This is a genomic window from Bradyrhizobium sp. Cp5.3 (assembly GCF_000426265.1).
Taxonomy (GTDB): Bacteria; Pseudomonadota; Alphaproteobacteria; order Rhizobiales; family Xanthobacteraceae; genus Bradyrhizobium; species Bradyrhizobium neotropicale.
Genome location: NZ_AUFA01000003.1, coordinates 59,212 through 72,512, shown reverse-complemented (window position 1 = coordinate 72,512; position 13,301 = coordinate 59,212). Strand labels below are relative to the sequence as shown.

Sequence of the window (13,301 nt, the reverse complement as noted above, 5' to 3'; positions counted from 1 at the left end):
ACCGCGAGTCATCCGTCACGATGGAGGCTGGCATGTTGACCTTTCGCAACCCCATCCCTGCAATTGTGGTCGGCGTTTTGCTGTTGCTCGTCAGCGGCCCGCGTGCATTTGCGCTCGGCAGTCAGGTCGGGCACGACGATCCCTGGAATCCCGAGCACATCGATCATTTGCCGCCCGAGATTCGCAACGCCGTGACCCACATGTGTGGAAACTCACCGCGTGCGGCCCACTATTTCGTGACCTATCTGAACCATGCGCAGATCATCAAGCTGCACTTCGAGCATCTGCATTGCGGCGAAGCGGGAGGGTTCTGCAGGGGCGACAATTGCCTTCATCAGGAATATGTCTCGAAGGGTGGCCAGTACCGGCTCATCAAGAGCTATTACGGCCGCGACAACGATTGAAGGTTACCAAGATGCGGCTCGAGTCGACGCTCACCTGTCCAGCCTGCGGCCATCAAGCGGTCGAAACGATGCCGACGGACTCCTGCCAGTTCTTCCACGACTGCAAGGGATGCGGGAGGCGACTAAAACCCAAAACTGGCGACTGCCGTGTCTTTTGCTCATTCGGCTCGGTGCCCTGTCCACCGGTCCAGGCGGACGGTCGGTGTTCCTAGCGCACGCAGTGGTCCGGTCAGTTCGCTAGATCGGACGAACCTTCAGCTCTGCCGTGGACTGCTGCACCACGACAAATGCCCCTTGGAGCGCCAGGCCAGCCATCACGGTGGCCACGACGACATCGGGCCAGCCCGTGCCGGTCCCGAATACGCCGAGGGCGGCCAGCAGCACGGCGACATTGCCGAGGACATCGTTGCGGGTGCAGATCCAGGCGGAGCGCATGTTGGCGTCGCCCTTGCGATAGGCCCACAACAAGGCGAACGAGGCCGCGTTGGTCGCGAGCGCCGCCACTCCGACCGCGCCCATGGTGAAAGCGCTCGGCAGCGTACCATGCGCGGCGTGCCAGACGACGGTGCCGATGACCCACAGGCCGAAGGCTCCCATCGTCAATCCTTTCGCCAGGGCCGCGGCGGCGCGATAGCGCAGCGCCATGCTGACGACGAACAGGCTGATGGCGTAGTTGGCACTATCCCCGAGGAAATCGAGCGCATCCGCCTGGAGAGACGCCGATCCTGCGGCGAATCCCGCCCCGATCTCGACCAGGAACATGGCGGCGTTGATGGCGAGCACCGCCCACAGCACCCGGCGATAGGATTTATCGCCGCGGTGACGATCGAGGTTCAGAGGCGGAGGTGCGCAGCAATGATCGGCCATGGCCCAAGATAGAGTGATCGGATTCGCCATACAATTGCACGACGCCCGTCGTCGCCGATCAACAATAGCCGGCCTGGGGGCCTCAGGCCTCCACCCCGCCAGAGGCGTTGCGAATTCGTCGCAATGGCACGAAACAGTCCGCCGCGACATCAAGTTCCCCACACGTAACACTATTGCGGGTCGACACTGTTCCGGCCGCCGTGGTAGGCCAACTCAAACCGCAACATGAGTGACATCGTGTCTACGATCCGTCGGCCCGCTGGATTTTTTCACCTGCGCACTTTGCGCGGGCTCTTGGCCGTGTTCGTTGCAACCATGTACCTGCTCGCGGGCGTGCTGCATGGTGCACATGATATCGATGTGACCAGCCCGTCCGGCGGCTCGGAGATCGCCTCGAGCCTCGATGACGGCCATGCTGGGCATGGCGACCACAAGGCACTCGCTGGGCACCATTGTCACGGCTGCTTCTCGGTCGCGGTCGTGCAGCCGGCGCAGCCAGACACCGTTGTCGAGCTCCCCGCCGCACCGCCGCGGCCGCGTCAAGCCGCGCTTGCCGGCATCGCGCCCGATACGGACTCCCCGCCCCCCAAACATCTGACCTGAGCGGATAGCCGGGCGCAGCGCGCCCATGCCCCTTTCCTTCACAGGTCGTATTCATGTTTTGCAGGCGAACGGCCGCGCGCATGGCGTGCGCGATGGCTATTCTCATCAGCCCATCCCTGGTGCTGACGTCACACGCCCAGACTTTGACGATGCGCGCTGCGCTGACGCGCGCGCTCGCGGCCAGCCCGCGGCTCACCGCGGCGGAACGCGATGTCGGCATTGCCACGGGCCAGCGCATCCAGGCCGGCGCGCTGCTCAATCCGGAGCTCTCCTACGAGCAGGACAATTCCTTCGGCTCCGGCATCTACCGCGGCACGAAGTCAGCCGAAACCACGCTCCAGATCAGCCAGGCCTTCGAGCTGTTCGGCAAGCGCGAGGCGCGGATCGCCGCAGGCGCCGCAGGTATCGAGGTCGCCACGATCCAGCGCAAGGCGATCCGGCTCGAGGTGCTGTCGGAGACGGCGATCGCCTTCCTCAGCGTGCTCGGTGCGCAACGCCGCATCCAGATCCTCGACGAGCAGATTGCCGCAATCGACCGGCTGACGCCGCTCTTGCGCCGCCGCGTCGAGGCGGGCGCCTCCTCTCCGGCAGAGACCGGCCGCGCCGAGGTCGCCTCCGCACTGGTCAAGGCCGATCGCGAGCGCCTCAAGGCGACCTTGGCCAGCGCCCGGCGGGAGCTTGCCGTGCTGATGGGCGATGCCGCGGCAAAGTTCTCCGAGGTCTCCGGCCGGCTCGACACCACGGGACGTCCGCCCTCGTTCAAATCGGTGGTTGCCGCGATCGATGCCAATCCGCAGCTGGTGCGCTGGACCGCGGTCTATGCGCAGCGCAATGCCGAGCTGCTGCTGGCGCGACTAAAACCCTATCCGGACGTGCGGATCGCTGCCGGCTGGCGGCATTTCAACGAGACCAATGACGACGCGGTGCGCCTCACCGTCTCGGTCCCGATTCCCGTGTTCGACCAGAACCAGGGCAACATCCTCTCGGCGCAGGAGAGCCTCGCCAAGACCCGAGCCGAGCGCGAGGCCAACCGCAACACACTGATCGTAATCGCTGGCCGTGCCTATGACTCGCTCGAGGGCTCCTTACGCGAGCTTGCGGTGCTGCGCGAGACCGCGATCCCGAAAGCGACTGAAGCTGCGGAGGCGATCTCGCAAGGCTACGGCCAGGGCCGCTTCACGCTGCTCGAGGTGCTCGACGCCCAGGCGAGCGTCACCCAGGCACGCCTGCGCGAGCAGGAGGCGCTGCAGAATTTCCACGCAGGCGTTGCGACCATCGAAGGCCTCGTCGGCAATCCCTTCACGCTCGCCCGGGAGAGCGCAAGATGAAGACGTCATCCACCATCTTCGCGGCACTCGTCGCGGCGGCACTCGGCGCCTACGGCTACGCGATGCTCGCGCCCGCCAAGGTCGAGCCGGCCGGTCACGCCGAAGAGAAGAAGCCTGAGAAGCCGAACGACCATGTCGAGCAGGACGAGCACGGCGCCGACCGCATCCGAATCTCCGATGTCAAGCTCGCCGCCGCCGGCGTGACCCTTGCGGAGGCCGCGAGCGCCACGCTGACCGACACCCTCGCCTTCAACGGCATCCTGCGCGCCAACCAGGAAGCCGTGGTGCAGGTGACGCCGCGCTTTCCCGGCATCGCCAAGTCGATCCAGAAACGCATCGGCGACAGGGTCGCCAAGGACGAACTGCTCGCCGCGATCGAGAGCAACCAGAGCCTTACCGTGTACGAGCTCAAGGCGCCGATCGGCGGCACCGTCATCGAGCGGCAGATTTCGCTTGGCGAATACGCCTCCGAGCAGAAGCCGGCCTTCGTCGTCGCCGACCTCTCGACCATCTGGGTCGATCTCTCGATCTATCGCCAGGACCTCCGGCGGGTCCGCATCAGTGACGAGGTACTGATCGATCCCGACGACGGCCGCGGCGAGATCAAGGGCACGATCTCCTATCTCGCGCCGATCGGTTCGAGCGAGACCCAGACCGCGCTCGCGCGCGTCGTGCTGCCAAATCCGGAAGGCCGGCTGCGGCCCGGCCTGTTCGTCACGGCGCGGCTCATCCTGGCCGCGCGCAACGTCAAAGTTGCAGTTCGCAGGAGCGCGATCCAGACGCTGGAGAACAGGACCATCGTGTTCGTTCGCGAGGACGGCGACAAGATCGAGGCGCGCCCGGTCGAGCTCGGCGAGTCCGATCCGCGCTATGTCGAGATCAAGGCGGGTCTTTCCGCCGGCGAGCGCTACGTCGCCGAGAACAGTTTCGTCGTGAAGGCGGAGATGGGCAAGGGAGACGCCGATCATGATTGAGCGTCTCCTTGCCTTCTCGATCCGTCAGCGCTGGCTGGTCGTTCTCCTGACGCTCGCGGCCGGCGCCTTGGGCGCCTGGAATTTCAGCCGTCTGCCGATCGATGCGGTCCCTGATATCACCAACGTCCAGGTTCAGATCAATACGAACGCCCCGGGCCTGTCTCCGCTCGAGGCTGAACAGCGCATCACTTTTCCGATCGAAACCGTGATGGGGGGCCTGCCCAGGCTCGACTATACGCGCTCGATCTCGCGTTATGGCCTGAGCCAGGTCACGGTCGTATTCCAGGAAGGCACCGACGTCTACTTCGCCCGCCAGCTCGTCAATGAACGCATTCAGCAGGTGAAGGACCAGCTGCCGGCCGGGACCGAAGTCGCGATGGGACCGATCTCGACCGGGCTCGGCGAAATCTACATGTACACGGTCAGCGCCAAGCCGGGCGCGAAATCCGCGAGCGGCCGCGACTACACGCCGACCGAGCTCCGGACCATCCAGGACTGGATCATCAAGCCGCAGCTCCGCACCGTCCCCGGTGTGGTCGAGGTCAATTCGATCGGCGGCTACGAGCGACAATTCCACGTGCTTCCGAACCCGGGCCAGCTCATGGCCTACAATTTCGGCTTCCGCGACGTGCTCGCCGCCCTGGCCGCCAACAACGCCAATGTCGGCGCCGGCTACATCGAGCGCAACGGCGAGCAATATCTGGTCCGTGCGCCCGGCCAGGTCGCAACCATCGATGAGATCCGCGACATCGTGATCGGCTCCCGCGGCGGCGTGCCGGTTCGCGTTCGCGACGTCGCCGACGTCCAGGAAGGCAGCGATCTGCGCACCGGCGCCGCATCGGTCGACGGCCAGGAGACCGTGCTGGGCACCGCGATGCTGCTGATCGGCGAGAACAGCCGCTCGGTGGCGCAGCGGATCGCGGCAAGGCTTGGCGAGATCGCCAAGTCGCTGCCGGACGGCGTCGTCGCGCGCGCGGTCTATGACCGAACGCATCTCGTGGAAGCGACCATCGAGACGGTTGAGAAGAACCTGTTGGAGGGCGCCGCCCTCGTCATCGCCGTCCTGTTCCTTGTGCTCGGCAACATCCGCGCGGCGCTGATCACCGCCTGCGTCATTCCACTCTCGATGCTGCTGACGATCACCGGCATGGTCGGAACCAAGGTCAGCGCCAATCTGATGAGCCTCGGCGCGATCGACTTCGGCATCATCGTCGACGGTGCCGTCATCATCGTCGAGAACTGCCTCCGCCTGCTCGCGGGGGAACAACACAGGCGCGGACGCCTGCTGTCGCTTGCGGAACGCACCGAGACGATCCGCGCCGGGGCCAGCGAGGTGATCCAGCCGAGCCTGTTCGGAACGCTCATCATCGCCGTGGTCTACCTTCCGGTCCTGACCCTGACCGGCACCGAGGGCAAGATGTTCACGCCGATGGCGCTGACCGTGCTGATGGCGCTGGCCGGCGCGGCTCTGCTGTCCGTCACCTTCGTTCCCGCCGCGATCGCGATCCTGGTCACCGGCAAGGTGTCGGAGACGGAGAACATCTTCGTGCGCGCCGCGAAGCGGGTCTATGTTCCGCTTCTCGACCGGATCATTCGCTATCGTGTCGGCGTCGCCCTCGCCGCTCTCGTCATCGTCGCCGGCAGCCTGTTTGCCGCGACGCGGATGGGCGGCGAATTCATCCCCAGCCTGGATGAGGGCGACGTGACGATCGAGGCGATCCGGATTCCCGGAACCAGCCTGACGCAAAGCGTCGAGATGCAGCTTCGACTCGAGAGCGCACTCAAACAGGTGCCTGAGGTCTCGACCGTGTTCTCCAAGCTCGGCACTGCGGAGGTCGCCAACGATCCGATGCCGCCCAACGCGGGCGATACCTACGTCATGCTGAAGCCGAAGGAGCAATGGCCGGACCCCGGCAAGTCCAAGGCTGACGTCGTCGACGAGCTCGAGCGTGCCGCCAACACGCTGCCTGGCACGACCTACGGCATGACGCAGCCGATCCAGATGCGCTTCAATGAGCTCATCGCGGGCGTGCGCAGCGACGTCGGCGTCAAGATCTTCGGCGACGACCTCGATATCCTGCTCGGCATCGCGCAGCAGGTGCAATCCGTCCTGCGTGGCATTGAAGGCGCCGCCGACATCAAGACGGAGCAGGTCGCGGGCCTGCCGATCCTGACCGTCAAGCTCGACCGGCAGGCGCTGTCGCGCTACGGCCTCAGCGTCGCCGACGTCCAGAACGTGGTCGAAATCGCCGTCGGCGGAAAGCCAGCCGGCAAACTCTACGAGGGCGATCGCCGCTTCGACATCGTCGTGCGCCTGCCGGAGAACCTGCGTGCCAACCTTGATGCGATCAAGGCCATTCCCATCTCCCTGCCCCCCGCACCGGAGGGTGCGGCGCTGACCAGGACGGCATGGACGGGAGCAACGGGCGCACCGCTGCGTTACGTGCCGCTCTCCTCTCTGGCCGCGGTAGAGGTCGCGCCGGGACCGAACCAGATCAGCCGCGAGAACGGCAAGCGCCGCGTCGTGGTCGCAACGAACGTGCGCGGCCGCGATCTCGGCTCCTTCGTCGCCGAGGCGGAGGCCGTCGTGGCGCAGAAGGTCAAGCTGCCGCCGGGTTACTGGATCGGCTGGGGCGGGCAGTTCGAGCAGCTTGTCTCTGCGACCAAGCGGCTCACGATCGTCGTTCCGGTGGCGCTGCTACTCGTATTCCTGCTGCTGTTCATGAGCATGGGATCGACCACCGATGCGCTGCTTGTATTCAGCGGCGTGCCGCTCGCGCTCACCGGCGGCGTCGCGGCGCTGCTCTTGCGCGGCATCCCGCTGTCGATCAGCGCCGGCGTCGGCTTCATCGCGCTGTCGGGCGTCGCCGTGCTCAACGGCCTCGTCATCATCGCCTTCATCGAGAGGCTGCGCCGCGAGGGCCGCTCGGTCGCGGACGCGGTGCGCGAAGGCGCGCTGACGCGCCTGCGCCCGGTGCTGATGACCGCGCTGGTCGCCTCGCTCGGCTTCGTACCGATGGCACTCGCCACCGGCGCCGGCGCCGAGGTGCAGCGGCCGCTGGCGACAGTGGTGATCGGCGGAATCATCTCCTCGACCGTGCTGACGCTCTTGGTGCTGCCGGCGCTCTATGTGCTGTTCCGCCGTGACGGAACGAGCGAAACGCCTACAATGGCCGCTGACTTGGCCGCTGCGGAGGAGCGATAGAGGTGGGCAGCCACGACCATCAAGCCGGTCATGACCACGCCGGCCACGATCATGGCCATGATCATCATCACGGCCACGATCATGGCCATGCGCACGTCCACGCGCCCGCCAATTTCGGCAAGGCCTTCGCGATCGGCATTGCGCTCAACACCGCCCTCGTCGTGGCCGAAGCGGTTTACGGCTATATCGCCAATTCCACCGCACTGCTTGCCGATGCCGGCCACAATCTCAGCGACGTGCTCGGTCTGGTCGTGGCCTGGGGCGCATCGGTCGCGGCCAGGCGTGCGCCGAGCGGCCGCTTCACCTATGGCCTGCGCGCCTCCACCATCCTCTCGGCGCTGGCCAACGCGGTGTTCCTGCTGGTCGCGACCGGCGCGATCGGCTGGGAGGCGATCCTGCGCCTGCGCGAGCCGGAGCCGATCGCCGGCGTAACCGTGATGGTGGTCGCCGGCATCGGCATCCTCATCAACGGCGCCACCGCAATGCTGTTTGCGAGCGGGCGCAAGGACGACATCAACATCGAAGGCGCCTACCTGCACATGGCCGCCGATGCCGCGGTCTCGCTCGGCGTCGTCGTCTCGGCGGCGCTGATCATCTGGACCGGCTGGCTCTGGCTCGATCCCGTGACCAGCCTCATCATCTGCGCCATTATCCTGTGGAGCACGACCAGCCTGCTGCGCAGCTCCATCGACATGTCGATGGCGGCGGCACCAAAGGGCACCGACCTCGACGCCATCAGGGCATTTCTGCTGAACCGTCCCGGCGTATCAGCGATCCACGATCTCCACGTCTGGCCGATCAGCACAACCGAGACGGCGCTGACCTGCCACCTCGTCATGCCCGGCGGCGCGGCGGGCGATGCGTTCCTGATGGAGACGGCGCAGTTGCTGAGGACGTCCTTCCGCATCGGCCACACCACGCTCCAGGTGGAGACGCGGCCCGACAACGGCTGTGCGCTGGCTCCGGATGATGTGGTGTGAGGTGGGCATGACGGATGCAGCGCGAGAGTGCGTCCACCTCGTCATTGCGAGCGAAGCGAAACAATCCAGACTGTCGCCGCGGAGACGGCCTGGATTGCTTCGTCGCTCCGCTCCTCGCAATGACGGCGAGAAACCCCGCCCCCTACGCCGCCTTCGCCGTCACGATCCAGATCGCGCCCTGGAGCGCCACTGACTGTCCCTTCAGGAACGGCGTGAGCGTCTCGCGGATTGAGGCCTTGGCGGCTTCATAGGTCTCCGGCGGGTGGCCTTGAAGTGCGCGGCTGGCCGGGCCGATCTGCAGGGCGCCGTCGACGGCTGCCTCGAGCCCGCCGCCGATCGCGACATCCATGGCGAGATTGTGCGGCTCCATCGCTACGTCGACGAAGCCGGCCCCCTTGAGGATGCGCATCACGCGCTCCTCCGAGGCGAAAGCGAACGGACCGGGCTCCTCGGGACCAACCGGCGGCATCTTCGGCACGTGTTTGTAGACCGCCATCAGCGGCGCCATCATCCAGGGATTTTCCCGCGGCTCGCGCCAGCAGGCGAAGGCCAGACGCCCGGACGGCTTTAGCGCGCGACGGAGGTTGGTGAAGGACGCGATCGGATCGGCGAAGAACATGACGCCGAAGCGCGACGCCAGGAGGTCGAAGCTCGCCGGCTCGAACGGATAGACCGTTGCATCCGCCAACACGAAGTCGAGCGGCAGCCCCTTCGGCGCCAACGCACGCGCCTGCGACAGCATCGGTTCTGATACGTCGAGGCCGAGCGCGAACCCGCTCGGCGCCACCGCCTTCGCAAGCGCGAACGTCGTCGCACCGGAGCCGCAGCCGACATCGAGCACGCGCTCGCCGGGCCTCGGCTTGGCGCGGTCGATCAGCGCTTCGGCAATCGGTCCGAGCAAACTCTCCTGCGCCGCATGGCGGTCGGCCCAGCGCTGTCCGCTCGGGCCATTCCAATAGGCGATCTGGTCGGCGTTCTCTGCGTGTCCGCTTGGCTGTTCCATCGGTCATTCCCATCTACGTGATGCTCATCGCCACCGGCGCCGCACTCAGAACAAATTACGTCGTTCTTCTTCATCGCTTGGCCTCACGAGGCACGCGTCATAATTCTTTAGCATGAGTTTAGTCGCCGCAAGAGCGGTTCGATATGTCAGATATTTTGATACGTTGTCCTGTCACGGGCCAGGCCGTGCTAACCGGCCTGACGACAGAGATCGTTGTGTTTGAGACCCTGCCTGACGTCGACATCCCCCTGAGGTGTCCGCGCTGTGGCCAGACGCACCGCTGGAAACCCACGGACGCCTGGGTCGCGCACCCCGTCAATCCTGTACGCCACTAATGTTCACCTGGCGCAATCCCCCGAGCCGTTCGAGGGTTGAGGGAGTTACGAAGCTTTGCAACCAGTCGTGTTGCGTGAACGCATGCAGAGCACACATTGGCCAATCCTTCCCGCGCGGGCGCCTGTGACGTTCATCACAAATGGGGCTTTGCCTTGATGGCATGCTCTGACTACTCTGATCACATTGCGATTTGGGGCTGCAATGGGCGCGATTCGGATTTTTCTATTTTTACTGGCCGTATTCTGTCTTGCCTGCGGATCGGCGCACGCGGAAAAGCGCGTCGCGCTTGTGATCGGCAACTCCGCCTACAAGAGCGCGCCCAGGCTCGCCAACCCCGTGAACGACGCGTCCCTTGTCGGCGGCATGTTGAAGAAGGCCGGGTTCGATCAGGTCGAGATCAAGCTCGACCTCAATGCTGCGGAGATGCGCCGGGCGCTGCGCGACTTTGGCGGCAGGGCGCGTGAGGCCGATGTGGCCGTCGTCTACTATGCCGGTCACGGCATTGAGCTGGACGGCACCAATTATCTCATCCCCACCGATGCCACGCTCGAGACGGACAGCGATGTCCTCGACGAAACGCTACCGCTGGAGCGCGCCCTGTTCGCCGTCGAGACCGCCAAGCAGCTTCGTCTCGTCATCCTCGATGCCTGCCGCGACAATCCCTTCTCCAAAACCATGAAGCGGACGATGGCCGCGCGCGCCATCGGCCGTGGCCTTGCCAAGGTCGAGCCGACCAGCCCGAACACCATGATCGCCTTCGCCGCCAAGGCGGGCTCGACCGCCTCGGACGGCGATTCCAGGAACAGTCCGTTCGCTGCGGCCCTGGTCGAGCGCCTCCCCACGCCCGGGCTCGACCTGCGCAAGGCGTTCGGCTTCGTGCGCGACGATGTCCTGAAGAACACAGGCTACAAGCAGGAGCCCTACGTCTACGGCTCGCTCGGCGGCGATGATGTCCCGCTCGTCGCGGCGAAGCCCGTCACAGCAGGACCGCAAGCGAGCCCGCAGGATTCGATCCGCCGGGACTATGAGCTGGCACTCCAGGCGGGCAACCGCGACGCGTGGGAAGCCTTCCTTCAGGCCTATCCCGACGGGTTCTATGCCGGCCTCGCTCGCGCGCAACTGAAGAATGTTGCAGCCGAAGAGGCGCGCGCTGCTGCGGCCGAGAAGGCCCGCCAGGCCGAGGACGCAAAGGCCCGGCTCGCAGCCGAGCGCGCCAACAAGGCCGAGCAGCAGAAGGCGGCTGCCGCCGCCAAGGACGCCGAGGACGCCAGGATTGCCGCCGAGAAGGCCAAGCAGGTCGAGGAAGCCAAGGCGGCCGCAGCCGAGCAGCGCCGGAAGGACGCCGAGGCGGCAGCAGCAAAGGCGCTCGCCGAGAAGCAGGCCGTCGAGAAGGCGCTCGCAGAGAGGCTCGCGAGCGACAAGGCCGCCACTGAGGCCGCGAAACAGGCCGCCGAGAAACAAGCCTCGGTCAGCGCGGAGCAGAAGGTCGCGGCGGTCGCCCCCTCTTCGACGCCGCCGGCGATGTCGCCGCAGGAGATGACCAAACTGGTGCAATCGGAGCTGCGCCGCGTCGGCTGTCTCACAGCCTCGGCAGACGGCGACTGGAACGCTTCGTCACAACGCTCGCTCACGCTGTTCAACAAGTACGCCGGCACGAAATTCGACGCCAAGGTCGCGAGCTTCGAGGCGTTGGATGCGATCAAGGCCAAGCCGGGCCGGATCTGTCCGCTGGTCTGCGACCACGGCTTCAAGGCCGACGGCGATGCCTGCGTCAAGATCGCCTGCCGCGCAGGCTACCGCGTCAATGACGACAATGAATGCGAGAAGGTGCAGGAGAAGAAGCCGGTCGCGACGCGCGATGACGAGGCCAAGCGGGATGCTGAGCGCAAGAAACTCGAGTCCGCACCGGCAACGCATCAGACAAGCGGGCAGATCATCTGCAACCAAGCGGGGTGTCGGCCCGTGGCTAAGGGATGCCACGTCGTGAGGACCGCGGGAGGATTGAACCCAAACTCCAGAATTGCGACGGGTAACGTCTTTGAACACGAGGTGTGTAACTGAGGGGACCGCGGCGCGCGGCTGGCGCGCATCGCACGCGAGCCATTGGTTACTGCGCCAATCGCCGCAGAAGCACAGCGAGCGGTCATTGGTCAGCCGTTTCGGCACCGGCGGGTGCCCGCGAGATAGCAAACGCTCGTAATTCGAACCGCAGCCCCTTTCCCCGCCCAGGGCTCCGGCGCCGCAACGCGTCAGCTCATTCGGCTGCCAGCGCGGCCCCGGTTCGCTTGGCAAGGACGCGGCGAAAATCCGCGGAGAGCTCGTCGTAGTAGTGAGCAAGCTCCTCGTAAAAGGCCCGACCGGCCTCATCAGGAGCTTCCTGGGCCGCTTTCATGCAATGCGCGGCTTTGGCTTCGTACCTTTCCAGCTTCGTGCGAAGATCACTCGTCACGGCGATACTCCACGCTGATCACAGGGAGCTGGAACGGTGGTTCGGGCGGGGATCGAAAAGATGACCGAATGAAGGCAATTTTGGACCCGCCGGAGGCCCTTTTTGGGCGCCGCACGCCTGGCGAAGGCGGCAAGAGCGCCCGCCAACTCGGTTCGGGTGTCAACTGGACTGCCTGCGGAGCCGCAGCTCGCGGCGAAAAAAAGCCCGCCTTCGCACGCGTCAAACCGACCAACGGACGTTGATTGATTTGTCACTGCCACCCTGAAGGACGGCCATCCCGGATCAGGAAAACAAGAAGGTCCCAATCAGCAGGCCCGCAGCAAAACTAAGCAGCCCGAGGGTGGAGGCTGAAATGATGCGAACGAGGATGCGAACCTGCTCCTCGTACTCCTGTTCTGCCGAATTGTGGGACTGAGCCGTCACTGAAACTGCCCTGCCATCACCGGATTTGCCGGATGTACGCTCGGAATTGTGGTTAAGGCGAGGCATTTCGACCCCGCCGCAGTGACGCAGCCCATCGCAGAAGGCAAGGTCGCCTTCGAAGAGCGCTAACTGTTTGATTTGTGTGGTGGGCGGTCACGGATTCGAACCGCGGACCCTCTCGGTGTAAACGAGATGCTCTAACCAGCTGAGCTAACCGCCCTCGCCGCCTCTTTAGCCCTACGTGCCCCGAAGGGGCAAGTGCCCAGCCCTAACGAGCTGGACATCAATCCTGCGGCCGCCCGGGCAACCCCGGCACCGCATCGATCCACACCGCCGCCGACTGGCACCAGATCTGCCGAACGGGCCGCAAGCCGTCGCGCTGGCGGATGCTGCCCCAGCGGATGCCCCAATCGTCGGCCTGGTCGCCCTCACCGCTCGTGAACAGCGGGGACCCGCAGTCGCCGCAAAAGTGCTGCAAACGCATCCGACCATTGTCGCCGCGCTTGCCGTAGACCTTTGGCGTGCCGCCGGTCAGCCGGATCGCCTCCCCTGCGCAGATCGCGGTCACCCGGAACGGCGAGCCGGTCAGGGCCTGGCAGTCCCGGCAATGGCAGACCGAGACGGCCTCGGGGTCGATCTCGGCCTCATAGGTGATCCGGCCGCAATGGCACTGCCCGTCGATCTTCATGGACCCCCCAAAAGCAAAAACGGCGCCCGAAGGCGCCGTTT

General features: G+C 65.5%; 12 protein-coding genes and 1 tRNA gene. 8 read left to right on the top strand and 5 right to left on the bottom strand.

The window, feature by feature from the left end:
- The first annotated feature begins 32 nt into the window (after window positions 1-32).
- Complete coding sequence (locus K289_RS0105600; protein ID WP_027550593.1) at window positions 33-404, top strand: hypothetical protein; 372 nt, start codon at window positions 33-35, stop codon at window positions 402-404.
- Between the two features lie 11 nt (window positions 405-415).
- Window positions 416-616, top strand: a complete 201-nt coding sequence (locus K289_RS52175) for a GDCCVxC domain-containing (seleno)protein (protein ID WP_084788555.1) — start codon at window positions 416-418, stop codon at window positions 614-616.
- Between the two features lie 25 nt (window positions 617-641).
- Here the strand turns inward: K289_RS52175 and K289_RS0105595 are convergent, their stop codons facing one another.
- A complete protein-coding gene (locus K289_RS0105595; RefSeq protein WP_027550592.1) occupies window positions 642-1,271 on the bottom strand; it encodes a cation transporter in 630 nt (209 codons plus the stop codon).
- Between the two features lie 237 nt (window positions 1,272-1,508).
- Between K289_RS0105595 and K289_RS0105590 the strand changes: the two genes are divergently transcribed.
- Genes K289_RS0105590 through K289_RS0105570 form a run of 5 tightly spaced genes read left to right on the top strand, consistent with a single transcriptional unit; the run spans window position 1,509 to window position 8,361 of the window.
- Window positions 1,509-1,874 carry a hypothetical protein gene (locus tag K289_RS0105590; RefSeq protein WP_027550591.1) on the top strand — a complete coding sequence of 122 codons (366 nt, stop codon included), beginning with the start codon at window positions 1,509-1,511 and terminating at the stop codon, window positions 1,872-1,874.
- Window positions 1,875-1,927: 53 nt separating this feature from the next.
- The gene (gene ihpA, locus K289_RS0105585) at window positions 1,928-3,202 is read left to right on the top strand and encodes a divalent metal ion exporter subunit IhpA (RefSeq protein ID WP_027550590.1); all 1,275 of its coding nucleotides are present in this window, start codon (window positions 1,928-1,930) and stop codon (window positions 3,200-3,202) included.
- Complete coding sequence (gene ihpB / locus K289_RS0105580; protein ID WP_027550589.1) at window positions 3,199-4,176, top strand: divalent metal ion exporter adaptor subunit IhpB; 978 nt, start codon at window positions 3,199-3,201, stop codon at window positions 4,174-4,176. Before ihpA ends, ihpB begins: the two co-directional genes overlap by 4 nt.
- Window positions 4,169-7,381: an efflux RND transporter permease subunit gene (locus K289_RS0105575; protein ID WP_027550588.1), complete on the top strand. Its 3,213-nt coding sequence runs from the start codon at window positions 4,169-4,171 to the stop codon at window positions 7,379-7,381. Before ihpB ends, K289_RS0105575 begins: the two co-directional genes overlap by 8 nt.
- A 2-nt stretch (window positions 7,382-7,383) precedes the next feature.
- Window positions 7,384-8,361, top strand: a complete 978-nt coding sequence (locus K289_RS0105570; protein ID WP_027550587.1) for a cation diffusion facilitator family transporter — start codon at window positions 7,384-7,386, stop codon at window positions 8,359-8,361.
- A gap of 142 nt (window positions 8,362-8,503) precedes the next feature.
- On the opposite strand, the gene K289_RS0105565 is transcribed toward K289_RS0105570, so the two are convergent.
- Complete coding sequence (locus K289_RS0105565) at window positions 8,504-9,364, bottom strand: class I SAM-dependent methyltransferase (RefSeq protein ID WP_027550586.1); 861 nt, start codon at window positions 9,362-9,364, stop codon at window positions 8,504-8,506.
- 537 nt (window positions 9,365-9,901) lie between these two features.
- On the opposite strand from K289_RS0105565, the gene K289_RS0105560 reads away from it, so the two are divergent.
- Window positions 9,902-11,761 carry a caspase family protein gene (locus K289_RS0105560; protein ID WP_027550585.1) on the top strand — a complete coding sequence of 620 codons (1,860 nt, stop codon included), beginning with the start codon at window positions 9,902-9,904 and terminating at the stop codon, window positions 11,759-11,761.
- 193 nt (window positions 11,762-11,954) lie between these two features.
- Here K289_RS0105560 and K289_RS43905 read toward each other — a convergent pair whose 3' ends face one another.
- The 3 genes from K289_RS43905 to K289_RS0105535 form a co-directional block, all read right to left on the bottom strand.
- Window positions 11,955-12,149: a hypothetical protein gene (locus K289_RS43905; protein WP_035683943.1), complete on the bottom strand. Its 195-nt coding sequence runs from the start codon at window positions 12,147-12,149 to the stop codon at window positions 11,955-11,957.
- Window positions 12,150-12,715: 566 nt separating this feature from the next.
- A tRNA-Val gene (locus K289_RS0105540) sits at window positions 12,716-12,792 on the bottom strand.
- 63 nt (window positions 12,793-12,855) lie between these two features.
- Window positions 12,856-13,260 carry a GFA family protein gene (locus tag K289_RS0105535; protein ID WP_027550584.1) on the bottom strand — a complete coding sequence of 135 codons (405 nt, stop codon included), beginning with the start codon at window positions 13,258-13,260 and terminating at the stop codon, window positions 12,856-12,858.
- Window positions 13,261-13,301 lie beyond the last annotated feature (41 nt).